A 23,487-nucleotide genomic window follows, 5' to 3' on the forward strand; every position below is an offset into this window, starting at 1 on the left:
GCTCCTGATTTACAAGCGCCTGGTGGCTTGCCAATGCAGCAGCTTCAGCCCGCCTTCGGTCTGCTTCCAGACCGTCGTGAAAGCGTTGTCCATCACCTTGGTCTCGCCGGCGACGTCGAGCGTCGTGAGAGTCCTTCCATGCAACAGGACGAGCGGGCCTGCGAGGCGGACCTGCTGCGCCGTACGTTCGGCTTGGACAAAGCGATACCGGGCCGTCTCGATCGATGCCAGGAAGGCCGCCTTGTCGTCGACCTTGCCGTTCGCGTGGATATGGACATAGTCCTCATCGGCCAGCATGTGCCCGAGCGCTGCCACGTCCTGCCTGTACAAGGCCTGATACCTCGATTCGTCGGCCGCCAGGACCTGCGCCCGGATGTCGGAATCTTCCTTGGTCATGCGTTCTCTCCCATGACGTCGTTGCGAAGCACGCCCACGCCCTCAATATCGATCTCGAAGCTGTCGCCGGGCTGGAGCGGGCCGACACCGCCGGGTGTCCCGGTCATGATGAGATCGCCGGGCATCAGGGTGATCGACCGGCTCAGGTAGGCCACCAGCGCGTCCACTCCGAACAGCAGATCGGAAGTCTGGCAATTCTGGACGACTGCGCCGTTCAAGCGGCCTTGCATCCGCAGCTTCGAGGGGTCGACTGAGGTCTCGATGCAGGGGCCGATCGGCGCGAACGTGTCGAAGGCCTTGCCGACCGTCATGAGGCCTGAGGCCATTTCTTTGCGCTGGATGGTGCGTTCGCTCACGTCGTTGCCGCAGGTGTAGCCGAGCACGTAATTCAGGGCGTCTTCGCGAGCGATGTTCCTGGCCTTGCGCCCGATGACCGCGACCAGTTCGGCCTCGTAGTGGACGAGTGTGCTAGCGCTCGGATAAACGATGCTCTCGCCGTGACCGATCAAGGCGGTGTCCGGCTTCATGAAGAAGGGCGGGATGTCCGGCAACGCGCGGCCAGTCTCCAGAATATGAGACTTGTAGTTGAAGCCCACGCCGAAGATTCGCGGGTGTGCCACGGTGGGCGGCAAGAGGACGAGGCTGGAAAGCGGCCAAGTCTCGTCATCCATCTTGATGCTGCCCTCGAACGGCGATTCCTTCATGGCCCGGACGGTGTCTGGCCCTTCGAGCACGCCGAACCGGGGCTGGCCGTTTTGCAGAAACTTGTAGATTTTCAATTCGTACTCCTATGGTGAAACCTTGATGGCGAATCGGCGGGCGATTGAGAGCACGCCGTTGCCCAGCAGGACCAGGACCGTCGCGAGGAAGATGCCGTAATAGACGCCGACGGAGTCGCTCAACTGGCGCGCTTCCTCGATGCCGTGGCCGATACCGACTTTGGCCGCGAGGTACTCGGCGACCAGGGCAGCGCTGACCGCCCACGGCAACGCCACCTGCAGTCCCGTGAAGATGAAAGGAAGGACGCTCGGTATGACGATGTGCCGGGTGAGTTGCAGCGGACTGGCGCCGAACACCCTCGCAGTCATGGTCAGGCGTGGGTTCACGGTCACCAGCCCGGCGTAGACGAGCGAGAAGATGATGAACAGCACCGTCAAGGCGACCAGCATCACCTTCGGCGCCCATCCGGTCCCGAACCACAGCACGAGCAAAGGAACGAGGCCGAGCTTCGGAATGCTCATGATGGCCGTGATGAAGGGTTGCATCATGGCGTCGATTCGAGGCGACAGCCTCAGCACGCAAGCAAGGCCGCAACCGAGCACGGATCCAATGGCCGTACCTGCCAGAAGCAACTGGCTCGTCGCCCAGAAGTCGGCAAACAGCTTGCCGACGAGCAACTCCTGCCAGAACCGGACGGCGACCTGTCCAATGCTGGGGACCCAATAGTCTCCGACCCAGCGGCTTGCCAGCGCCCACGCCGACGCAAAAGCAGCGAGGCCTATCGCCTTCGCCAGGAGCATCCTTTGCGGCGTCATGAGTGACTGGCGGCCCGCAGGCAACTGCGGACGGCGTCGTAGTGCCCCGCGAACGTGGGGGCCTTGAAGATCAACTCGGGGTCGCGAGGCCGTTCGATGTCGATCCTGCGTTCAAGCACGACTTGTCCCGGCGACCCTGACAGCACGACGATGCGATCGCCCAGCGCGATGGCCTCGTTGATGTCGTGCGTGACGAAGAGGATCGTCTTCTTCTCCGACGCCCAAAGGTCGAGCAGATCGGCCTGCAGCTGCGCGCGTGTCTCAGCGTCGAGCGCCCCGAAGGGCTCGTCCATGAGAACCACAGGAGGGTCGTATGCCAGGGTGCGAGCCAGGGAGGCGCGCTTGCGCATGCCGCCCGAGAGCTGATGCGGATAGTGCTTTGTCCATGGCGTGAGGCCAACCTGTTCGATGAGCCTTCGCACGCGATCGACGTCCGAAACCGAAGGTTTGCCGACCAGCGTAAGCGGGAACATCACGTTGTCCCAGATGGTGCGCCATGGCAGCAGGTTGTCGTCCTGCGTGACATAGCCGATCTGCCGGCTGCTGCCGGGGTCGGCCGGCACGTCGGCGCCGCCAACCACCCTCCCGCGAAAGGCGATCTGCCCTGCCGAAGGCTGAAGCGTCTGGGCGACCAGGTTCAACAGGGTGGACTTGCCTGCGCCGGACGACCCCATGATGGTCAGGAATTCCCCTTCCTGCACGTCCAGGTCCAGGTCGCGCAGGATCCAGCACCGCTCGCTGGAGTCGCCCGCGCTGTAGGAGATGCCCAACTGCCGCAGCTGCAGCAGGGCGCCGGCATTGATGCTTTGGGGCAGGTCGCGTTTCATGGTCATGCAGCGCTGGCGTGCGGGTTTTGCGAGGAGCCGTCTTGCCATCTCAACAAGCGTCGCTGAACCTGAGACAGGGCTGCACTGACTGAAAGAACTATGAGCATGACGGTCACCAGAGAGACGAACACCAGTGTGGTATCGAAGTCGCTCGCACCGAACTGGGCGAGATAGCCAAGGCCGCGATTCGACGAGATGATTTCACCGACGATGGCGCCGGCGATCGCATATGGGACGGCGACACGCAGCCCGCCGAACACATAAGGGACGACTGCGGGCCAGACCACATGCCGGAGCAGTTGCCATTCAGATGCACCGAAGACGCGTGCGGACGAGAGGAGCTTTTGATCGACGGCATCGACACCGTTCAAGGTGCTGTAGAAGACGATGAAGAAGATGGCTGTGGCGACCAGCGCGACCTTCGCCCCCGGGCCGACGCCGAGCCACAGGATGAACAAGGGAACCAGAGCCGTCTTCGGTACGGCATACCCGATGGCGGCGATCCCAAGAAACGCGGCCCGGACGACGGGGTGGCTGCGCAGCCCCATGGCGATCGCGCAACCCGGAATCGCGCCGAGCAGGAATCCTCCGAATGCCTCGGCGAGCGTGAAGCGACCGTGGAACCAGAGGTCTCCGTTCAGCGCCAGTGTCCAGATCCGTTCGACGACCAGCGTCGGTGAACTGATCCAGTACGAGCCGCGAATCGTGCTGACGGCTTCCCAGGCGGCCAGCGTCACGCAGGCGAGCGCGATCCGGTCGATCCACAGACGGCGTCGTTTCACGTCAGTCCACCTGCTTGGCCGAGCGGACGAACTCGTCGGTATGGATCGTCTTGGCAATGGCCTTCAGTGCGACCTTATCGTCCTGCGGCCCGAACATCACGTCCACGGTGTGATCGAACGCTTTGCCCATCGGCATCACGCGCGCAGGCGTGTTGCGTCGAAAGCTCTCGAATGCCTGTTTGAGCAGTTCGGGATCCATCTTGTCGAAACGCTTGGTCAGCAACGCAAGAGCTTTTTGGGGTTCGTTCGCAATGAGCGCGAGACTCTTGTTGAGCGCACTCAACATGTTCTTGCAGATGTCGGGGGCGCTCGTGCAGAAGCCGTCGCGCGCGACCAGCACGTTGTAGGTGGTCGGGTTCACATCCGGAAAATCTCTGCGAGGGCCGCTGATCCAGAGCGCGGCGCCCCTGCGCACGGCATCGAGCGTGAAAGGGCTGGAGAAGACGAACCCGTCGACCTCCTTGTTTTGCAGCGCGGCACCCATGCCGGGCGGTGCGATGAAGACCAGACGAATGTCGCGGTCCGCATCGAGCCCCGCTTGCCGTGCCACATAACGGAGATAGGCATGCGGCAGGCCATTCGCCGCGTCCACCGCCAGCGTGAGGCCCTTGAGCACGCGGGTCCTGTCGATCGGTGTCTTGGCGGTGGATAGACGTTCGGCGGTCGCGGTCGACAGCACAATCTCGGTGGTCGCGTTTTCCTGCAACCCTGCGATCGCCAGCGTCTTCTGGCCGCGTTGGGCCGCTCGCAGCTGGATGAGCCCCGCGATTGTGGTGAAGTCGCTGCTACCGCCGATCAGCGCATTGAGCGCGGCAGGGCCTGCCAGCTGACTGAGTTCGACCTCGACACCCGCGCTTTTGAAATAACCGGCATCTTCCGCGATGTAGACCGGCGCGAACAGGATGGACACCGCTGGAAGAACCAACTTCGCCTTGGCGGGTTGGGCGGTGGCCGTTGCGGCCGCGAGAGCCATGAGCGCGACGATCGCGGTGTTCTTCAGTCTTGTGCTGAGCATGTTTTGTCTCCTTGGGCTGGCTGCGTGACTGCTTTACTGGACCGAATCGGGGCGGCGCATGAGCTCGACCTCCGGCACGCCCTCGCGCAGTTGCTGCAGCATGCGGTCCGGGTCGAACTCGATGCCGATCGGGTTGCGCCTGAAGGCCTCGCTCTGCATCCATGCGTTGGCGGCTGCCGCGTCGGGGAAGCTATCGACCTGCAGCTCGATCTCGTTGCCCTCGGGGTCCGCGTAATAGAACGAGACCGTCGGCCCGTGGTTGATCGACCGGTACGGAACGATCCCAAGTTCGCGCAGGCGCACGAAGTTGCCGAGCAGGTCGGCCAGGGAGTCGTAGGCGAAGGCCGTGTGGTAGTGGCCCACGCGGGTGGTCTCGTCCTTCGCCGGGTAGTTCTGCAATCCGATCAAGGCGATGCGATGGTGCTCGTCGTCATAGGTCAGGAACGCGACCTTGTCGGACGCATGGGCCACGTGCGCACCCAGGACGTTGCAATACCAGCCGATGAGTTCGTCGATCCTGTTGGTGCGCAGCGCAATATGGGCAAGTCGGCTCGGCGATCTTGCGGCGGTGACGGCAGATGGGTTCACGCGGATACCTCCGGTTGGTGGTGTGATGGATGAGCCGCTACGCGGCGGCCTTGATTCGATGCGAACACGCCGATCACGCGGTTCATCGCCTCGTCGATGTCAGGCGCAGTACCGCGGGCACGCCAAGCCACGTGGCCGTCCGGGCGGACCAGCACAGCGCCGTGCGGAGAGATTCCGTAGAGGTCGTGGAATGCGCCCAGGTGGTCGAGCAGGTCGCCGCATGAGCCGACGACGAACGCTTGCGATCGAAGGCCCGCGCCGGACGCGGCCTTGGTGAATGCTTCGGCCCAGGGCTGTCCGTCGCGCCCTGCGAGAAGAGTGAAGCGCAGATCCTTGAACAGGTCCACGGTCGAGATCGTCGGCCCGCCCTCCGGCAGCTTCAGCCAGCAGTGGGGCGCCCGTCCGCCGGGGGCTGCCGTCGCGTCGTAGGTATTGATGTTCTCGGGCTCGGCCGATTGACCCTCGTCGAAAACCAGCGCCGAACGATAGGCGTAGCCGAAAGTCTGCCCGTGATACTCGAAGTGCTCTCGCTGTCCGGGAATGGCATCTCGCATTCGGTCGATGTCGCTCTCGCAGAAATCCTCGTGTGTCCTCATGATCCCGCCCAGTCCGGCGGCCTCCATGCTCCGGGCGTTGCGCACGCTTTGCGCCACATTGAATCGAATCACGGGCAGGCGTTCGATTTCGTAGGAGTCGAGAAGACTGTCGTCGGCTACCCCTTTGAGGACCAGGGCGAGTTTCCAGCAAAGGTTGTGGACATCACCGATGGCCGTGTTCATGCCTTGTCCGCCGGTCGGTGGTAAAGGGTGCGCGGCGTCCCCTGCGAGGAAGATTCTCTCCACACGCAATTTCTCCGCGACGCGGGCCTGCATCTGCCATACACGGACGTCCTTCACCTGCAACTGAAGGTCATCGACGCCGATGGCAGATCTGACGACGTCGGCGCAGCGCTCGGGCGTGAAGTCCTCGGGCGTGTTCTTGGTCGGGTCGTAGCCGAAGTTGTACGTCCAGCGACGGCGTCCATCCAGCGCAATCATCACGCCGACGGTCGTTTGGTTGTAGATCCACCAGAGCAGGTGAGGGCGGTCCGCCACCCAGGGCCATAGGTCGGCCTCGAAATAGACGCCGATCTGGTTGCCGAGCGCGCCGTCGCCACTGAGAGGAACGCCAAGTTGCTCGCGAACGGTGCCACGCGCGCCATCGGCCGCGATCGCGTAGCGTGCATGAACGTCCCGCCTCGTGCCGTCACGCGAACTGATCGTCGCTGAGACACCCTGCGCGTTTTGCCGCAGATCCTGCAGCACGGTCCCGAAGCAGACGTCCACACTGGCCTGGCCTTCAGCCGCGCGGCGCAGGATGGGCTCAAGCGCATCCTGCGGACACGAGGTCTTCGCACTCGGGCCGTAGGTTTCGAACTGTCGATTCCGCTGCCGGTCGGCGTAGGTCTGGATATCGCCGATCACCTCGCCCACCACCGACCGAACGAACACGACGCCCTGGTTCCGGTCGTGCGGAATGCCGCGGGCGCGAACGGCGTCCTCCAAGCCCCAAGTTCTGAATATCTCCATCGTCCTCGCGCTGACGACGTGGCCGCGCGGATGAAAGCTCGTCGATGGATGCTTTTCGACGAGAAGCGTGCGTACACCGCAGCGTCCCAGCGCGATAGCCGCTGCCAATCCACAGGGTCCGCCACCGACGATCAGAACCTCGTAGCTGGGAGCAGTCGCGTCTCCCGATTGCTTTGCCATGATTTGCATCTACCTAATTGATTGACTGTCAGTCAGTCTAAGCCGATGATTCGCGATCTGCAATTGCTGGTTTTCCCTGAGGCTCACAAAGGCTTTGCGCCCGAGCAGACATATGATCAAAACGATGACTGACACTGCGATTTCTCCTGGTCCCTCTAACCGGCAGGTGCCCGTGAGGCCGCCTTCGGGCAAGCAACGAATCCTGGAAACAGCGGAGCGCCTTTTTGCGAACAAGGGATTTCCGGACGTCTCGGCCGCGGAGATCGTTCGCGAGGCGGGCGTTGCTCACGGTTTGCTCTTCCATCACTTCGGATCGATGGAAGGTCTTTATGCCGAGGTCAGCAGGGCGGCGGCGCAGCGGATGAATGAAGCGCAGCAGCATTCGTTTCGCGGACGGACCGCGCGTGAACAGGTGGCCTCGTTCCTGAGGGCACATCTAAAGGCCGTCAAGCAACGGCAAGGCGATGCGCTCTTCAGGGCACGGTCCCACAATCTTGCAATTAACACCGAGGTCGCCGAGATTTGGGAGGCGTCGCGCCAGCAAGCCATCGGTCGACTATGCGAAGTCCTGGGAATACCCGAACCCACCAAAAAGGTTCGAGCATGCATGCGGGCCTGGATTGGATTTCATGACCAACTTGTTTTGGCGTGGCTTTCCGACCGCGCGTTGAGCGAGTCGGAAGTTTTGAAGTTGACGCTTCGGCAACTTGAGCATTTGGCGTCCGATGAGCTGTCCGTTGAGATCGATCGCGGTGTTTAGTGCGACCTCCGCAACAAGCTGAGGCTCGATATCGGTGCCATCCCGGATGCCAGTTGAACTACGCGCCATCAACACCTTTCTCTGCCGCAACCCGCACGCGCCACTTGGCCAACCTGGCCCGAGACGCTGGCTGGTGCCCAGAAGCAGGCATCTACGAAGTCCAAGGCTTCAGGATATGCAAATGGGTGAGCGCTCGAGCGGTAGGTGATCAGCAGGCGAGTGGCGCTTTGTGCCCGGGAGATAACCCGGTCAGTTAGTCAATCTTTATCCTTGCCTCGCGGATCACCTTGCCCCACATCGCGCGGTCTGCGTTGATGAAGGCAGTGAACTCCGCTGGCGTGTTGCAGCGCAGCTCGCCGCCGTAGTCGCGCCACTTCTTCGCCAGCTCCGGCGACTGGCAGGCCTTCTGCATGGCCGCGCTGAGTTTTTCCAGCACCGCCTTGGGCGTGCCCGCGGGCGCGAGCACGCCTTGCCAGGCGATGGGTGCGTAGTCGGGCAGGCCCACTTCCGCGAAGGTGGGCACGTCGGGGAAGCTGGGCGCGCGCTCCTTGCCGGTGATCGCTAGCAGCTTGAGCTTGCCGGTGTGGATGTTGCCGGCCGCCGCGGGCAGGCCGTCGAACATGAGCTGCACCTGGCCCGCGATCAGGTCGGTGTAGGGGCTGCTGCTGTTGTACGGCACCAGGTTGGTCTTCACGCCCGCGGCGTTGTTGAACCACACGCCCGACAGGTGCGAGTAGCTGCCGATGCCCGCGGTGGCCACGGCCATGGAATCGGGCTTGGCCTTGAGCATGGCGATGAGGGCGCGCGCGTCTTTTGCCTCCACGCCCGGCGTGGCGATGAGGCCGGTGTTCAGCACGCCCAGCAGGCTGACCGGCGCGAAGTCTTTCTCGGCATTGAAGGGCAGCTTCGAATACAGGTGCGGCACCACCGACAGCGAACTGGTCGTGCCGATGTACAGCGAGTAGCCGTCCGCGGGCGCCTTCGCGGCCACCTCGGTGCCGATGATGTTCGACGCGCCGGGGCGGTTCTCCACATAGAAGGTCTGGCCGAAGATCTTCGTGAGTTCGGCGGCAATCTCGCGCGCGTTGGCGTCGGGCCCGCTGCCCGCGGGGAACGGCGCAATGATGCGCACCGCCTTGCTGGGGTAGTCGGCCTGGGCCGCCGCGCCCGTGCCCCACGTGGCCGCCACGGCCATGACAACAAGGGCGAGCCCACGGCGCGCCGGCATCTTCTGAACGTTCATCGGTTTGTCTCCTGGTGGTAATGCGTGCTGCATGCACGGGCTGGAATGATAGTAAAAACATATGTATTGTCAAAATATGAGAATACGAATATCATTTTAACAACCCGAGGCCGTACAACGGCACGCTTTATCGCCTGGAGACATTCGAATGATAGAAAACACCCCGTCGAACCTGCAGTTCAGCCACATCGGCCTCTATGTGACGGACCTGCCCCGCATGGCGCGCTTCTACAAGCAGGCACTGCGCTTCACGCAGACCGACGTGGGCGACCTGGGCACGGTGCAGCTGGTGTTTTTGAGCCGCGACCCGCGCGAGCACCACCAGCTGGTGCTGGCCACGGGCCGGCCGGCGGAGCCGGGTTTCAACGTGGTGAACCAGATTTCCTTTCGCGTGCCCGACATCGCCACGTTGCGCCAGTTTCATGACCGGCTGCTGGCCGAAGGCGCGCACGACATGCACCCGGTGACGCACGGCAACGCGGTGTCGGTCTACTGCCGCGACCCGGAGGGCAACCGGCTCGAGCTGTTCATGGACACACCCTGGTACTGCGAGCAGCCGCTGCGCGAGCCGGTGGACCTGTCGCAGCCCGACGAGGTGATCCTGGCGCGCGCCGAGGCCATTGCAAAACGCTTTCCAAGGTTCATGAGCCGTGCGCAATGGCAAGCCGAGGTGGCGTGCCGCATGGAGGAAGACCAGCGTGGCTGAAACAGTCAAGGCGGCTGAAATGGGTCGAACGATGCCTTGCCACGATGTGGCCATCGTCGGGCTCGGACCGACCGGTGCCACGCTCGCCAACCTGCTGGGCGCGGCGGGGCTGTCGGTGCTGGTGCTGGAGAAAGAAGGCGGGGTGTTCCCGCTGCCGCGTGCGATTCACTTCGACGGCGAGGTACTCCGCATCCTCCAAGGCGTGGGACTGCGCGAGCAGGCGCTGGCCATTGCGCGCCCCGGTGAGCAGGGCATGCACTTCGTCAACGGCGCGGGCGAAACCATGCTCATTCGTGGCGGCAGCGCCGCGCTGGGGCCGCACGGCTGCGCCAACAACTACTACTTTCACCAGCCGGAGCTAGAGGCGGTGCTGCGCGCTGGGCTCGAACGCTTTCTCAACGTGCAGGTGAAGTTGCGGCACGAGGTGACCGGACTCTCGCACGATGCACACGACGCATCTGACGCAAACAATGCGCCAGGCGTCACGCTGAACGTTCGCGATACCACCACCGGCCAGGGCTCGACCATGCGCGCGCGCTACGTCGTCGGCTGCGACGGCGCGCGCTCTCCGGTGCGCCAGCACATGGGTAGCGCGATGCTCGACCTCGGCCTGCGCCAGCCATGGCTGGTGTTCGACGTGGTGCTGCGGCAGCCGGTCGACCTGCCCGCGTACACGGTGCAGCACTGCGACCCGGCACGACCCATGACTTATTGCAACGTGGTCGGCGACCGGCGGCGCTGGGAAATCATGGTGCTGCCCGGCGATGACCGCGAGGCGCTGGTGCAACCAGCATCGCTCTGGCGCCTGGTGGCGCCGTGGGTGCGGCCCGAGCAAGCGCGGCTGGAACGCGCAGCCATCTACACCTTCCACTCCGTCATCGCACAGGGCTGGCGCCAGGGCCGGCTGCTGCTGGCGGGCGACGCCTGCCACCAGACGCCGCCCTTCCTCGGCCAGGGCATGTGCGCGGGCATCCGCGACGCGGCCAACCTCGCGTGGAAGCTGGAGGCGGTGCTGCTGCGGCAAGCCCCCGATTCGCTGCTCGACACCTACGAGTCGGAGCGCGCGCCGCATGTGCGCGCGCTCATCGAACTGGCCGTGCGGCTGGGCAACATCATCCAGACCACCGACCCCGCGCTCGCGGCCGAGCGCGACGCGAAGTTCCGCGCCGGCCGTCCCGAGATCTTCGAGCTGCCGCCGCAGGTGCTGGGGGCGGGCGCCTTCGACGCGCAACCCGGCTCGCCCGCGGGCCGCCCGTTTCCGCAGCCGCGCCTGCACGACGGGCGGCTGCTGGACGAACTGCTGGGGCGCCGCAGCGCGGTCATCGGCCGGCCCGCCGCGCTCGCGGCCGCCGCCCCCGCCACCGTCGAACGTTGGCGCCTCGCAGACGCGATGGTCATCGACCAGCCCGACGCGCCGCTGCGCGACTGGCTCGACGCCCAGGAAGCGCAAGCGGTGATACTGCGGCCCGACCGATATATCGTCGGCGTCGCGCGCACGGGGCACGATCTGGATCGCATCTCGCAACACCTCCCCGTCGCGCCATGACATCCTGGAGGAAATCGCGTGCCGGAAAAATCCATGTCCAGCCTGGGCCGCATGCTGGGCGTTCTCGACCTGTTCGACGACACGCACCTGACACGTACGGCGGACGACATCTCGGCCACGCTCGACGTGTCGCTGCCCACAGGCTACCGCTATGTACGGCTGCTGCTGGAGGCCGGCCTGCTGCAGCGCGTGGAAGACTCGCACTACGCGCTGGGGCCGCGCATCATCCTGCTCGACCACTACATCCGCAAGGCCGACCCGGTGCTGCGCGAAGGCATCCCGGTGATGCGCGAGCTGGTGGCGGCCACCGGCTTCGACTGCGTGACCTCGGGCCTGTTCGGCATGCAGGTGCTGGACACGCACCGCGAGATGGGCGGTGCGCCGCCCGCGCTGGCCTATGGGCGCGGCAGGCCACGTCCTCTGTTCCAGGGCGGCGCGCCCAAGGTGCTGCTGGCCACGTTCGCGCCGGCGCAGTTGCGCAAGGTCTTCGATGTCCGCCACGACGAGCTCGTGCGCTGCGGGCTGCCCGCCGAGTGGAGCGAGTTTCGCCGGCACTACGCGGCGATCCGCAAGGCGGGCCACTACGTGTCGATCGGCGAACTCGAGCCGCAACTCGCGGCCGTGGCCGCGCCCATCCTGAAGGCCGACGGGGGCGCATGGGGCGCCGTCTCGCTGGTCTTCGACACCTCGCGCCTGTCCATCGTCGATCTCGACAAGATCGTTCACCTGATCACCGAAGGCGCGTCGCGCATTGGAGGTCGCCTGGCGTAAACCTATTCCCACAACCACCACGTGCCCTCGCGGGCCTCACGGACAAACCATGAAACTCATCAGCTACCAACACAACGGCATCGACAGCTACGGCGCGGTGACAGGCGACCGCGCAGACCGCGTTGCCGACCTGCGAAGCGTCTTCGGCAGCCGCGCGACGGACTTGAAGGCGCTGATTGCCGCTGGCCTGCTGGACGAAGCCGCCACGTCGATTGCGAATGCCGACGCAACATTGCCGCTGAGCGAAGTTCAACTGCTGCCGGTGATCCCCAACCCCGGCAAGATCGTTTGCGTGGGACTCAACTACGGCGAGCATGTGCGAGAGACCGGTCGTGAAATCACCGAGCAGCCCACCCTCTTCCTGCGCGTGGCGGAGTCGCAGGTGGCGCATGGCGACGACATCGTGCTGCCGCCGGAATCGAGCAAGCTCGACTACGAGGGTGAGATCGCCATCGTCATCGGCCGGGGCGGACGGCGCATCGCCGAAGCCGACGCGTGGAACCACATCGCCGGCTACGCCTGCTACAACGACGGCAGCATCCGCGACTGGCAGACCGCCACCCCGCAGTGGACCGCCGGCAAGAATTTCTGGCGCACCGGTGGTTTTGGCCCGTGGATGGTCACGCGCGACGAGATCCAGGACAACCAGGTCATGACGCTCATCACGCGCTTGAACGGCCAGGAGATGCAACGCACCACCACCGACAAGCTCATCCACAGCATTCCGCGGCAGATCGCGCACATCTCCGCCTTTATGCCACTGGCTCCGGGCGACGTGATCGTCACCGGCACGCCCGGTGGCGTGGGCGCCAAGCGCACGCCGCCCGTTTGGATGAAGGCGGGCGATGTGGTGGAGATCGAGGTCGATTCCATCGGGACTCTGAGCAACGGCATTCGCGCCGAGTGACGCCATAGATCGAATCTTCACCGGTGCGAGGTGCACAACGCGAAATCTCGGTACCGTGCCGGTGCCGAGAGGATATGAAGCTATCGGGTGTCGCGCCCCGTGCTGGGCTCTGCCCCTGGTGACAAGATAACCTCACGTGCATCATTGATCGACGGCTCATCCTTCAGCGCAGACAGTTTTCCGACATCCGTCGAAGCGAAATCTGGAGGCACATGAATGCTCTCTTCGTCCCGCCAGACGGGCCGTGACTTTCCCGGTCACGCATGGTCTTGATGCAAGGGCCGTCGGGCCTTTGCGTCGATGTGCGCCTCATGCGCGCGGCACCTCGGCGTCGGCGGAGCCCTCGGCCTTCGGCATCAAGCTCACCGACCAATGGCCACCTTGCTCCTGCTGGGAGACCAGCAGATCGTAGGTCCTGACCATGTTCAGCAGTCCCGAGTGGCCGTAGGTCTGGGGCGAGAAGGCGGGGTCGGTGCGCTTGAGGTACTGGCCCAGGACCCCCAGACCGACCTTGCCTTCGGAGGTGTCGCTGGCCAGCAGCGCCAAGGCCTCGACGAGGAAGCGCGGCCGGCGCTTCGGCGCGGGCTTGGGCGGTTCCTGCTTCGGCGACTCGGCCTTGAGCGGCTCCGTCTTCGCGGTGGCCTTCGGCGCAGCCGCGGTGGCCGCTTCCGCCGGAGGCTCGGGACGCACCCATTCGAAGAACTGGTCGCTGGCATTGCGCAGGGCGTCGGGTGTCTTGGGCTCGCCGACGATGCACACGGTGGCGCCGCGCTCGCGCAGCTTGCGACACAGATAGGCAAAGTCGGAATCGCTGGTGACCAGGCAGAAGGTGTCGGCGCGCTTGTCGAAGAGCGCTTCCAGCGCGTCCAGCGCCAGGGCGATGTCGGCAGTGTTCTTGCCGGCGGCGTACTGGTACTGCAGGCAGGGGGTGAAGGCCAGGCGCACCAGGGCGTCCTGCCACTTGTTGGCCAGCGTGCCCTGGTTGCCGTAGCCGCGGCGCAGAACGACGCGGCCGAACTGGGCCACCATGCGCAGCGCGTGCTCGAGGATGTCGGGCGGCACGTTGTCGCAGTCGACCAGGACGGCCACACGCGTTTCTGTTGTCGTTGGGGTGGTGCTCATCCGGGGTTTTGCGTTGCTGGGTTGAATTGCTCGCAACAGTAGCTGATTCCGGGCGTCTCCGGCCATGGAGGTATGGCCGGCCGCGCTGTCGTGCTTGCGCATCGAGCCACCCTTGGCGTCTCGCCCCTTGGGGCTTCCATCGTTCCCTCGCTCCGCTCGGTTGACGCCTTCGGCCCGGCTCGCTGATCCGGGCCTGCGCGCTTCGCTTGCGTGGTGTCCGCGACGAAGGCGGCCATTGCCTGTCCAGCCATCTTTCCTTCCCTCATCACCTTGTCCGCGACCGTAGCGCACGCCGGGGCGCTGTCAAGGCGCGCCAGGCCGTGTCCTCGCCTGCGGCTGCGGGCCGCACCACCCCTGTCGCTTCTTCCTTGACGGCGCCCCTGCGCGCGCTCTTTTGGCCGCGGGCGATGAACTCAGGAAAGACGGTGGCAACGAGGCCAACCGGGTTCTTCGTGCCGACCCCACCGGAAGACCCGAAGAGGGCTCTGAATCTAGGAATCCGGTGATGCTTTTTCAACAGCCAACTTCGTCAGGAGAAATCACCATGCAACTTGCATCCCGTTTCGCCAACCACTCGCCGGTGCTGCGCTCGGAACATCCCTTGTCGGATGACCAGATACGGACCGTGGCCCCGTCCATCTTTGGGCAGGCCCCGCACGGCAGCCGCTCGGAACGCTACAGCTACATCCCCACGGCCACCGTGCTGCGGGAGTTGAGAGGGGAGGGCTTCGAGCCCTTCATGGTGTGCCAGACCCGCGTGCGGCAGGAAGGACGGCGCGACTTCACCAAGCACATGATCCGGCTGCGCCATGCCAGCCAGATCAATGGCCACGAGGCCAACGAAATCATCCTGCAGAACTCCCATGATGGGACCAGCAGCTACCAGATGCTGGCGGGCATGTTCCGCTTCGTGTGCAGCAATGGGCTGGTGTGCGGTGACACTGTGGCCGATGTGCGCGTACCCCACAAGGGCGATGTGGCAGGCCACGTGATCGAAGGCGCCTATGCCGTGCTGGAGGGCTTCGGACAGGCGCAGGCCTCGCGCGAATCCATGCGGGCGGTCACGCTGGACGCCGGGGAAGCGGAGGTGTTCGCGCGTGCTGCGCTGATCCTCAAGTACGACGACCCGGAAAAGCCCGCGCCCATCACGCAAGCGCAACTTCTGACGCCGCGCCGGACGGACGACGAGCGCCGTGACCTGTGGAGCGTATTCAACCGCACGCAAGAAAACCTCATCAAGGGCGGCCTGCGTGCCCGCGCCGCCAACGGACGCCGCCAGAGCACGCGGCCCGTGCAGGGCATTGACCAGAACCTGCGCCTGAACCGCGCCCTGTGGCTGCTGGCCGATGGCATGCGCCAGCTCAAGGCCTGAGCCCTTCCGGAGGGGCATGCAGCCCCTCCATTCATTTCCCAGTTTTACGTCTGTCTGTTTTTCCACATTTCCGATTGGAGCTACACCATGAACACCGCTACCTTTGAAGAAACCACCGCCATCGCAACAGCCGTGGCAGTTGCCACGGTCGGCGCTTCCGCCGTCGCGGCCTCGCAGCAACTGCTGCTGATCCCGCTGTCCAAACTCCGGCCTTCGAGCCGCAACGTGCGCAAGAGCGGCGGCACCTCGATTCCCGAACTGGCCTCAAGCATCGCCCGCGTGGGGCTGCTGCAAAACCTCACCGTGGTGGCCGCGCCTGATGGCGAGCACTACGAGGTAGTCGCGGGTCGGCGGCGCTTGGCTGCGCTCAAGCTGCTGGCCAAGCGCCGCAAGCTGGCGAGAGACCACGAAGTGCATTGCCTGCTGGTGCTGGATGACGCGGCGCGCACCGTGAGCCTGACCGAGAACGTGCAGCGCGAAGCCATGTCGCCCATCGAGGAACTGTTCGCGTGGAAAGACCTCGTGGCCGAGGGCCGTCCGGTGGAGGACATCGCGGCTGACTTCGGCGTGACGCCCCTCGTGGTGCAGCGGCGCCTGAAGCTTGCCAACGTCTCGCCCCGGTTGCTGGCGGACTTCGGGATGCAGGCCGTGACGCTGGAGCAGTTGATGGCGCTGGCCATAACCGATGACCATGCGGCGCAGGAAGCTGCGTTCTATGAGTCGCCGCAGTGGCAGCGCAGCCCCGAGGCGTTGCGCGACCACCTGACCAGCGAGGAAATCGACGCCAGCCGCGATGCGGTGGCGCGTTTCGTGGGGGCAGACGCCTACGAGCAGGCGGGCGGCGGGGTGCGCCGCGACCTGTTCGCGGATGAGCGCAGCGGTGTCTTCCTGACCGACGGTGCACTGCTGGATGCGCTGGCGCGGGACAAGCTCGCGCCTGTAGCCGAACAGGTGCGAGCCGAGGGGTGGGCGTGGGTGGATGCCGCACCGCGTGCCACGTCCTCCGACCTGTACCAGTTCCAGCGGGCGCGCAGCACGCGCCGTGAACCCGGCAAGACCGAAGCCAAGCGCATCGCCAAGCTGGAAGAGCAGCAGGCGAAGCTGCAGGAGCGCCTGGACGACGAGAACGAGGACATGGCCGACGAGCAGGCGCAGACGCTGCAGGAGGAAATGGACGAACTCGGCAACGAGCTGGACGCCATCGAGCAGAAGCTGGTCGAGTACCCGCCCGCCGTGGTGGCTTTGGCCGGGGCGGTGGTGTCGGTCGATCACATGGGCGGCGTGGTCGTGCATCGCGGCTTGCTGCGTGAGGAACCGGCCAAGGCGTTGCGGGAACAGGCACGGCATGAGGAGGGCGGGGCGGGCGATAGCTCGGACGCCAGTGCCGAGATACCGGCCAAGCCCGGTATCTCGGAGAAGCTGGCGAAGCGCCTGAGCGCGCACCGCACCGCCGCCTTGCAGGCCGAGGTGGCACGGCATCCGCAGGTCGCTTTGGTGGCCTTGGTGCATCGCCTTGCGCTGCGCGTGATCGTGGACAGTTATGGCTCGGGAGGCTCGCCCGTTGACGTCAGCGCCACGCCGCAGGATGGGCTGGGGTTGCATGCGCCGGACATGGGCGAGGCACCGGCGGCAGTGGGTTTGCGGAAGGTGAGGCAGGCATGGGCTGATCGCCTGCCCGAGGGCCCAGACGCGTTGTTTGCCGAACTGCTGGCCTTCCCGCAGCAGGAATTGCTGTCGCTGCTGGCTGTGTGCGTGGCCTGCACGGTCAACGTGCTGGCCTCGAATGAAGAGGAAGTCCCCGCCGCCAAGCTGGCGCGGGCGGTCAACCTCGACATGCACGACTGGTGGACGCCGACTGCTACGGGCTACTTCGAGCATGTCTCGAAAGCCAAGGCATTGGAAGCGGTGCAGTCGTTCGCGCCCGATCAGGTCAACCGGCTGGGCAAGCTCAAGAAGGCCGAGATTGCCAGCGAGGCCGAGCGGCTGGCGGCGGGGTCGGGGTGGTTGCCTGTGATGTTCCGCGGGCAGGAGGCTGCTGCCGCAGTCGAAGCGGAAACGCAGGCCGCGCCGGAGAATGGGGCCTGTGCCGATGCAGAGGGCAAGGGCGCTGTCGAGGCGGAAGTCCACGAGGGCGAACACGCTACCGCGTGAGCATGAGCCCCGGCCTTCGGGCGGGGGCTTCTTGAATTGGCGCGACGCGCGCGGCAGGTGTGCCGCGCGCGTTTTGACATCCAGCGGCTGCGCCGCTGAGACCTTCCGGAAGTGCGCTCCGCCGAAGGGCGGAGCGAGACCACGACAGGCTTGGCTGCGCTGGGTTCCGGAATGCAGCGCCATCCCTGACGCTGGCGGGCAGGCCCCCGTGAACGACGGAGGCTTTCTTTGACAGGCCGTTCGCCATGCCCTTCCATTTCGCTGATGCCGACCCTGCATGTCTGCGATGCGGCGGAGCGTTCATTCTGGTCTTCGCGAGGCGGCTACTTTGGCATTCGAGTGCGGGCCCTCCATGCCGGAACGCTGTTGCTTCGGGCGGGTGCCAAGCTCATGCGTCCCTTGCGAGAACAGGTCCGCGCCCACGGCCTTGTATTTGCCGTGAATCCTGGCGCGGGCACGGCGGCGCTGCTCTTCGTTGCGCTTCGCCTCGGGCTTCATCGCCGCAACCGTGCGGCACGACAAATTTCCCCTCTGCTGTGCAGATTCCTCGCGAGGCAAATTTCTCGTGCCTTCCAGTCCTTCGCTGCGCTGCGGCCCCTGCTTCGCCCTGGGGTGCGGCGCGCCCGGCACCTCGCCGTTCGGATCACGCCAAGGCCGCGATGGGCGCGGACCTGGGTTCAACCTCGAAAGGACTTCATCATGAGCACCATTGGCAACTTCACCGCTTCGGGCAACGGCTACGCCGGCACGGTTCGCACCTTGACCCTGAACGTCAAGGTCAAGATCGCCGCCAGCGAGAAGACGAGCGAGAACGCTCCGGACTACCGCGTCATCGCCGGCAACGGCCTGGAGATCGGCGCGGCGTGGAAGAAGATCAGCAAGGCGGACCGGCCCTACCTGTCGGTGACGCTGGATGACCCGTCGTTCCCGGCGACCATCTATGCCCGCCTGGTCGAGGGCGAGGACGGCGCGCACAACCTGATCTGGTCGCGCAGCAAGGGCGACTGAGCGTCGCCCTCGGCGCCCCGCTTCGGCGGGGCGCTTTCTTCACCGAGTGCATCGACGGCCGCGAAGGTTCGCGGGCGTCTTTATGCGGAGGCGCGTGTTCACGTGTTGTCTTCTTTGCGCATGTGCGGATGCGCGCAAGAAGCGCAGTTCCGCATTTGCGCTTTGTCGTAGAGCCGATTCCGTGGCTGCGCTGATCTGCGGTTCTACGACGATGTGTGGAGTCGGGATGGCGGTTCCGCGAGTTTCAGCAGATGCGCTTCCACGGTTGCACGATTCCGTGCGTCTCCGGCGATGCCGGACCGCGCTCTCGTGCTGCGCATCGAGCCGCCCATGGCGTCTCGCCCCTTTCGGGCTTCCATCCCTGACGCCTTCGCACCTGCGGTGCTGCGCGCTGCGCTTGCGATGCGGGTGCACATGCAGTGGTGGGGCTGTCTTGCTGTTCCCTTCATCGTTGCACGCCGTTCTCGCCGTCAAGGTCGGCGCGTGCCTTGCACGCTGGCGTCCTGGCGGCCGTCTTCGACCCCTGACGGCTGCGCTGCGCCGTGCTGCCTCCGGTCTCGGGCAATTCCGCCCGGAATCCTTTCAAGGAGAAAGACCATGACGACGCTCATCACCGAGGAACAACGCGCGCAACTGCTGGCCAATGGCCGGCGATCCATCGAAGGCGACGGATTCGACCCGCACCCCGTGGTCAAGCTGTTCACACCCAATGCGGGTGCGACCTGGCTGCTGACCGAAATCGATCCTGACGACCAGGACCGCGCCTTCGGCTTATGTGGAGCTCCACATAAGCCGAACTATGTGAAGCACACGGTTATGTGAACCGACGAGTCACACAGGCGGGTGTAATTGACGCAATTGGCTTCACATAACTACGACGACCTGGCGCCCGCGAGCATCGCGAGCAACCGGTCCGAGACCCCTGTGAAGACGCCCCTGCGGACGGCTGGCGCAGCGCTGGCGTCCAGGATCTCCAGCTTGTGCACGGGATCCACGCGCAGGTAGATCTCTGTGCTCTGCACGCTGCTGTGCCCAAGCCAAAGCGCCACGCGCCGGATGTCGCCGGTGGCCTCCAGCGTGTGGATCGCGCAGGTGTGCCGCAGCACATGCGGGCTGACGTGCTTCTGGGCGAGCGACGGCGCCTTGCGTGCGGCGCGAGCCACATGTGTCGCGAGGCGACTGGCGAAGCCATGGCGCGTCATTGCCTCCCCACGTTGATTCAGGAACAACGCGTCGGCGCCATTGGTAGGGCGTACGCGCATCCAGTCCCCCAGAACTGCTCGGGTCTCCTTCCAGAGCGGCAGCACGCGCTGCCGCCGTCCCTTGCCCAGGATGTGAACGGTGTCCAGGCCCGGCTGGGCGAGATCATCCAAGCGCAGGGCCGTCAGCTCGGACACCCGCAGACCGGCTGCGTAGGCGAGGTGCAGCATCGCGCGGTCACGCAGCCCTGAGGCGCTGTGACGGTCGGGTACGTCGAGGACCGCTTGCAGCTCATCCCGCGAGAGGTACGCCACCAGCGGCTGTACGACGCGTTTGCTGGGAATGGCGTGGACTTGCATGGACTGGCCCAGACACGCAGGTGCGCGGTACTCCAGATATCGGAAGAATGACTTGAAGGCCGCAAGGCGCGCGTTGCGGGTGCGTGGCTTGTTCGCCCGGCTCGTCTCGATGTGGTCCAGGAAGTCCAGGATCAGCTCGGTGGAGAGTTGCTCCAACGCGATCTCGCTGGGCCTGATCTTGAGACGTTGCGCAGCGAAGGTCACCAGGAGCTGGAAACTGTACGCATAGCTGTCCGTCGTGTGTCGGCTGGCGCCGCGGTCGCGCGGCAGGTACTCCAGCAGGTAGCTGCTCAGATGGGGAGCTAGCGCCGTCATGATCTGCTCCTTGCGCTTAGCGCCTCCGCCACATGGGCGATCTGCCGTGTGATGACAGGCGTCGCCTCCAGGTACCAGTACGTGTCTGAGAGGCACGCGTGGCCGAGATAGATGCTCAGCGCCAACATGTGCCGGTCGACGGCGTTGCGATCGTTGCCACACTGTTCGAGCGAGCGCACAGCGAAGCTGTGACGCAGGTCGTGCAGCCGCGGGCCACGGCCCGAGGCGCTGCGCAGGCCACACAGTCTGGCGAGCTTGACGAAGGTGCGGGTCACGGTTGCAGGATCGGGCGGCTTGCCGTTGGACAGCACGAAGACATGCGGGTCCGGACCGCCAATGCGTCCGCGCAGCTTGAGGTAAGCCGCCAGGGCAGCCTGGGTGGTCGAAGCGATGGGCACCAGGCGCGACTTGTGAAACTTGGTCTGACGGATCACGAGCCCGTCCTGCCCCAGGTCCGCGCGCACCAGCGCGATCACCTCTGACACGCGCAAACCCGTCGCCGCCAGGAGGCCGAGCAGGTAGTAGTAGGTGTACGGCGTCAGGGACGCCGTGGGCGGCAACCGCAGCGCGGCTCGCATGAGGCGCTCGATGTCTTCGGCGGCAAGGATGTGCGGCGGTGGTCGCAGCCGCTTCGCCTTGCCGAAAACGTCGCGTGGCGGGATCTCGTGGCGGTCGTCCTCCGCGTGCAGCGCGATGGCGAAGTTGCGAATGACCCGGAAGCACTCGGCCGAGCGCTGCGACGACGAGGCCTTGGCGGCCCATGCGATCGCGCGCGAAGCGCTTAGGAACTCATCCTCCTTGGAAAATTCGGCGAACCGGCTGAGGGCGTACGCCTGGTCGACGAAGCTGTAACCCAGGGTGCGCTTGATCGCGACGTAGCGATCGACGTGGTCGCTCATCGGCATGTCACACCTCCGATCCAGGGTTGCACGACGCGCGCCAGCATCCGCGTGTCGACCTTGGCGTAGATCGCGGTCGTCTCCGTGGTGCGGTGGCGAAGCAGCGCACCAACGGCCTCAAGGGTCGACCCGGAGCGCAGCAGGTGGGTCGCTGCGGAATGCCGCAGCAAATATGCGCCGCGCAGGTTCACGTTCCTGATCCCGGCGCGGCTCAGGGCGTCGCGCACGATGCCGGTGATTGCGCTGCCGTGAGCGAGTGGCTCGAAGGGCGCGATCGCGCGCAGGAAGACATGGTCCGCGTGGATGCGAGGGCGCGCTCGCTCGATGTAAGTCGCGAGGGCGTCGCCGACATCCTGGGGAAGCGGCAAGCCCACTTCACGAGTCGACTTGCCGGCGACCCTGATAAGGGCGTTGTTCCAGTCGATGTCGCTCAAGCGCAGGCCGACGACATCGCCGGCCCGCAGGGCCAAGCGCGCGAGCAGTAGCAGGATCGCGTGGTCCCGCATCCCGCGGCCGGTCGTCAGGTCGCACGAGGCGAGGACCCGCTCGACATCGTCATGCACGATGTAGCGCGGCAGCGTGGCCAGCCGCCAGCGCGGCACCGTCGGGATGGCATCAACCAGGGACGGCGCGCACTGGCCGGTGGACGCGAGGTACCGGAAGTACATTCGCAGCGCGCTCGTCGTCGCCTGCGCGCCTAACCGCGATCCGGCGGTCGCTTGCTGAAGGATCGCGCTGCGCACCAGCGATGCGTCGTACCGACCCGGATCGGGCCCAAGCTCTGGGAGCACCCGGCGCAGCAGGTGCAGGTGCTTGACCATGGTCTGTTCGCCGGTGCCGCGATGGCGCCGCATCCACTCTTGGAACTCGGCAAGCGGCAGGGTCGGTTCGCTGCCGGCAAGCACGGCCGGCCTCGCCACGACGCCCGTCGTGGCGAGGTAGCGCACGAAGCGAGCAACCCGCTTCAGGCAATGACCGTCGCGCTGCCCGCTGATGGTGAAAGAGCCCGGGCAGATGCAGTCATGGCGGGCGAACCGATCGACGACCCCATCGTCGATCGACGCCAGAGGAATGTGCTGCTGGCGCAGCCATGTGATGAAGTGGATACCGTTGCGGCGGTAGTTGGCCACTGTGCTTGGCATGTGTCCCTCCCTCGCCAGATGGGCAACGAAGGCGTCGACACGCTGGTGCGCGTCGGTCAGGTCCATGGGGTTGTACAGATACCCCCTCGCCTCAAGAAACCCAACGAACCGAAGAACCCGGCTGCCGAGCTGACGCCCACCGTGCACCACGCATTGATAGCGTTCACCAGATGGCCGAGGGCAGTGGCACCGGTGATCCAGGAAGCGTTGGATGATCTCACCGTCGATGTGCTGAATCTCGATGGACTGCTGGTGCAGCCAGACGAGGAAGTGCTTCGCTGGGCCAGGGTAGTTGGCGATGGAGGACGCTCGCATGCCAGCGCGCAGCAGGTGCGCGACGAACGCCGGAATGTAGGGGTCGAACAGGCTCCGATCTGGCGGCTCGGGCGCACGCGTTCTTCTTGCAATAGATGCTGGCATCTCGTATTCCGTTGGATTGAGGGACCAGCAGCTTGCGCGTTATGGAGAGCTACGTCCTCCAACAGACCCGCTCCGCGCCGATGAGTACGTCGCGGTGCACATAACCGTGTGCTTCACATAGTTCGGCCTGTGCGACCTGGGACAAGGATTTCCCGAGTTGGGCTACGTGAGCCTGGAGGAATTGGAGAGCTTGCGAGGGCGCTGGGGTCTGCCCATCGAGCGGGATCTGCACTTCCGGGGTGCCAAGGCCATCAGCGCCTATGCGCGCGAGGCTCGGTTGGCAGGGCGCATCGTGGCGTAGGCGCTGCAGGCATCAGCCGCCGGCTTGTCCGGCTGGCGGCTGGTGCCATTCCCTCGGAAGCTTGGCTTCCGTCTCAAGCAGCAATTCGCCCGCGCTGCGGTTGAGCGCACGTGCGATCTTGAGCACCAGGACCAGCGTGGGCATGTGTTCGCCGCGCTCGATCTTTCCCATGTGCGAACGCTCGATGCCGGCCAGGTGCGCCAGCGTTTCCTGCGCAACGCCATCCTCGGTGCGCAGCGCGCGCACCACGGCACCGAACGCCAGCGCGGGCGCGACTTCGAAGGTCGTCGCACCGGCCGGCCGTCCACGCTGGATGGTTCGCTTCTGCATGGACAGAAGCGTCTCGGTTCAGCACAATTTAAACCACGTTATCT

Annotated in this window: 23 protein-coding genes and 2 pseudogenes; 10 read left to right on the plus strand and 15 right to left on the minus strand. The window is 65.2% G+C overall.

The genetic code is table 11. From position 1 onward, the window contains the following. Positions 1-9: 9 nt before the first annotated feature. The 8 genes from ASC92_RS05940 to ASC92_RS05975 are packed head-to-tail and all read right to left on the minus strand — an operon-like array spanning position 10 to position 6,900. A complete protein-coding gene (locus ASC92_RS05940; protein WP_056511567.1) occupies positions 10-396 on the minus strand; it encodes a nuclear transport factor 2 family protein in 387 nt (128 codons plus the stop codon). Then, the gene (locus tag ASC92_RS05945) at positions 393-1,175 is read right to left on the minus strand and encodes a fumarylacetoacetate hydrolase family protein (protein ID WP_056511569.1); all 783 of its coding nucleotides are present in this window, start codon (positions 1,173-1,175) and stop codon (positions 393-395) included. Before ASC92_RS05945 ends, ASC92_RS05940 begins: the two co-directional genes overlap by 4 nt. Positions 1,176-1,184: 9 nt before the next feature. Then, a complete protein-coding gene (locus ASC92_RS05950) occupies positions 1,185-1,931 on the minus strand; it encodes an ABC transporter permease (RefSeq protein ID WP_082519486.1) in 747 nt (248 codons plus the stop codon). Continuing rightward, positions 1,928-2,758 (minus strand): ABC transporter ATP-binding protein, encoded by an 831-nt coding sequence (locus tag ASC92_RS05955; protein ID WP_235505678.1) that lies wholly within the window; start codon positions 2,756-2,758, stop codon positions 1,928-1,930. The genes ASC92_RS05950 and ASC92_RS05955 overlap by 4 nt, the downstream gene beginning before the upstream one ends. 2 nt (positions 2,759-2,760) lie before the next feature. After that, a complete protein-coding gene (locus tag ASC92_RS05960; protein WP_056511579.1) occupies positions 2,761-3,540 on the minus strand; it encodes an ABC transporter permease in 780 nt (259 codons plus the stop codon). Between the two features lies 1 nt (position 3,541). Then, on the minus strand, positions 3,542-4,555 hold the full coding sequence (locus ASC92_RS05965; RefSeq protein WP_056511581.1) for an ABC transporter substrate-binding protein: 1,014 nt from the start codon (positions 4,553-4,555) through the stop codon (positions 3,542-3,544). 33 nt (positions 4,556-4,588) lie between these two features. Next, positions 4,589-5,143 carry a VOC family protein gene (locus ASC92_RS05970; protein WP_056511584.1) on the minus strand — a complete coding sequence of 185 codons (555 nt, stop codon included), beginning with the start codon at positions 5,141-5,143 and terminating at the stop codon, positions 4,589-4,591. Beyond that, positions 5,140-6,900: an FAD-dependent monooxygenase gene (locus tag ASC92_RS05975; protein ID WP_056511587.1), complete on the minus strand. Its 1,761-nt coding sequence runs from the start codon at positions 6,898-6,900 to the stop codon at positions 5,140-5,142. The genes ASC92_RS05970 and ASC92_RS05975 overlap by 4 nt, the downstream gene beginning before the upstream one ends. Before the next feature lie 115 nt (positions 6,901-7,015). On the opposite strand from ASC92_RS05975, the gene ASC92_RS05980 reads away from it, so the two are divergent. After that, positions 7,016-7,651, plus strand: a complete 636-nt coding sequence (locus ASC92_RS05980; RefSeq protein WP_162245700.1) for a TetR/AcrR family transcriptional regulator — start codon at positions 7,016-7,018, stop codon at positions 7,649-7,651. 253 nt (positions 7,652-7,904) lie between these two features. Here ASC92_RS05980 and ASC92_RS05985 read toward each other — a convergent pair whose 3' ends face one another. After that, positions 7,905-8,894, minus strand: coding sequence for a Bug family tripartite tricarboxylate transporter substrate binding protein (locus ASC92_RS05985; RefSeq protein WP_082519488.1), 990 nt, complete (start codon positions 8,892-8,894; stop codon positions 7,905-7,907). Between the two features lie 148 nt (positions 8,895-9,042). Between ASC92_RS05985 and ASC92_RS05990 the strand changes: the two genes are divergently transcribed. Genes ASC92_RS05990 through ASC92_RS06005 form a run of 4 tightly spaced genes read left to right on the plus strand, consistent with a single transcriptional unit; the run spans position 9,043 to position 12,824 of the window. Further along, positions 9,043-9,600 (plus strand): VOC family protein, encoded by a 558-nt coding sequence (locus tag ASC92_RS05990; protein ID WP_056511596.1) that lies wholly within the window; start codon positions 9,043-9,045, stop codon positions 9,598-9,600. 19 nt (positions 9,601-9,619) lie between these two features. Next, positions 9,620-11,146: a bifunctional 3-(3-hydroxy-phenyl)propionate/3-hydroxycinnamic acid hydroxylase gene (locus ASC92_RS05995; protein WP_056511599.1), complete on the plus strand. Its 1,527-nt coding sequence runs from the start codon at positions 9,620-9,622 to the stop codon at positions 11,144-11,146. 33 nt (positions 11,147-11,179) lie between these two features. Further along, a complete protein-coding gene (locus ASC92_RS06000; protein WP_056511602.1) occupies positions 11,180-11,917 on the plus strand; it encodes an IclR family transcriptional regulator in 738 nt (245 codons plus the stop codon). A gap of 49 nt (positions 11,918-11,966) precedes the next feature. Next, positions 11,967-12,824 (plus strand): fumarylacetoacetate hydrolase family protein, encoded by an 858-nt coding sequence (locus tag ASC92_RS06005; protein ID WP_056511604.1) that lies wholly within the window; start codon positions 11,967-11,969, stop codon positions 12,822-12,824. A 309-nt stretch (positions 12,825-13,133) separates the two neighbouring features. Here the strand turns inward: ASC92_RS06005 and ASC92_RS06010 are convergent, their stop codons facing one another. Beyond that, on the minus strand, positions 13,134-13,946 hold the full coding sequence (locus ASC92_RS06010; protein ID WP_056511606.1) for an NYN domain-containing protein: 813 nt from the start codon (positions 13,944-13,946) through the stop codon (positions 13,134-13,136). Positions 13,947-14,490: 544 nt separating this feature from the next. On the opposite strand from ASC92_RS06010, the gene ASC92_RS06015 reads away from it, so the two are divergent. Beyond that, the gene (locus tag ASC92_RS06015; RefSeq protein ID WP_056511608.1) at positions 14,491-15,318 is read left to right on the plus strand and encodes a DUF932 domain-containing protein; all 828 of its coding nucleotides are present in this window, start codon (positions 14,491-14,493) and stop codon (positions 15,316-15,318) included. Between the two features lie 87 nt (positions 15,319-15,405). Further along, entirely contained in the window at positions 15,406-17,469 is a 2,064-nt protein-coding gene (locus tag ASC92_RS06020) for a ParB/RepB/Spo0J family partition protein (RefSeq protein ID WP_056511611.1), read from the plus strand. A 300-nt stretch (positions 17,470-17,769) separates the two neighbouring features. On the opposite strand, the gene ASC92_RS28500 is transcribed toward ASC92_RS06020, so the two are convergent. Then, complete coding sequence (locus ASC92_RS28500; protein ID WP_157608982.1) at positions 17,770-17,967, minus strand: hypothetical protein; 198 nt, start codon at positions 17,965-17,967, stop codon at positions 17,770-17,772. A gap of 201 nt (positions 17,968-18,168) precedes the next feature. Between ASC92_RS28500 and ASC92_RS06025 the strand changes: the two genes are divergently transcribed. After that, complete coding sequence (locus ASC92_RS06025) at positions 18,169-18,477, plus strand: DUF736 domain-containing protein (RefSeq protein ID WP_056511613.1); 309 nt, start codon at positions 18,169-18,171, stop codon at positions 18,475-18,477. Positions 18,478-19,074: 597 nt separating this feature from the next. Further along, a pseudogene (locus ASC92_RS06030) lies at positions 19,075-19,254 on the plus strand (DUF2958 domain-containing protein); the annotation flags it as partial. Positions 19,255-19,349: 95 nt separating this feature from the next. Here the strand turns inward: ASC92_RS06030 and ASC92_RS06035 are convergent. The 3 genes from ASC92_RS06035 to ASC92_RS06045 are packed head-to-tail and all read right to left on the minus strand — an operon-like array spanning position 19,350 to position 22,812. Next, complete coding sequence (locus ASC92_RS06035) at positions 19,350-20,351, minus strand: tyrosine-type recombinase/integrase (RefSeq protein WP_056511620.1); 1,002 nt, start codon at positions 20,349-20,351, stop codon at positions 19,350-19,352. Continuing rightward, positions 20,348-21,250 carry a tyrosine-type recombinase/integrase gene (locus tag ASC92_RS06040; protein ID WP_162245701.1) on the minus strand — a complete coding sequence of 301 codons (903 nt, stop codon included), beginning with the start codon at positions 21,248-21,250 and terminating at the stop codon, positions 20,348-20,350. The genes ASC92_RS06035 and ASC92_RS06040 overlap by 4 nt, the downstream gene beginning before the upstream one ends. Further along, positions 21,247-22,812, minus strand: coding sequence for a tyrosine-type recombinase/integrase (locus ASC92_RS06045; protein WP_157608983.1), 1,566 nt, complete (start codon positions 22,810-22,812; stop codon positions 21,247-21,249). Before ASC92_RS06045 ends, ASC92_RS06040 begins: the two co-directional genes overlap by 4 nt. Positions 22,813-22,933: 121 nt before the next feature. Here ASC92_RS06045 and ASC92_RS06050 point away from each other — a divergent pair. Further along, positions 22,934-23,113, plus strand: a pseudogene (locus ASC92_RS06050) (DUF2958 domain-containing protein); the annotation flags it as partial. Between the two features lie 12 nt (positions 23,114-23,125). Here ASC92_RS06050 and ASC92_RS06055 read toward each other — a convergent pair. Beyond that, positions 23,126-23,443, minus strand: coding sequence for a helix-turn-helix domain-containing protein (locus ASC92_RS06055; protein WP_056511626.1), 318 nt, complete (start codon positions 23,441-23,443; stop codon positions 23,126-23,128). Positions 23,444-23,487 lie beyond the last annotated feature (44 nt).

Source organism: Variovorax sp. Root411 (assembly GCF_001425205.1).
Taxonomy (GTDB): domain Bacteria; phylum Pseudomonadota; class Gammaproteobacteria; order Burkholderiales; family Burkholderiaceae_C; genus Variovorax.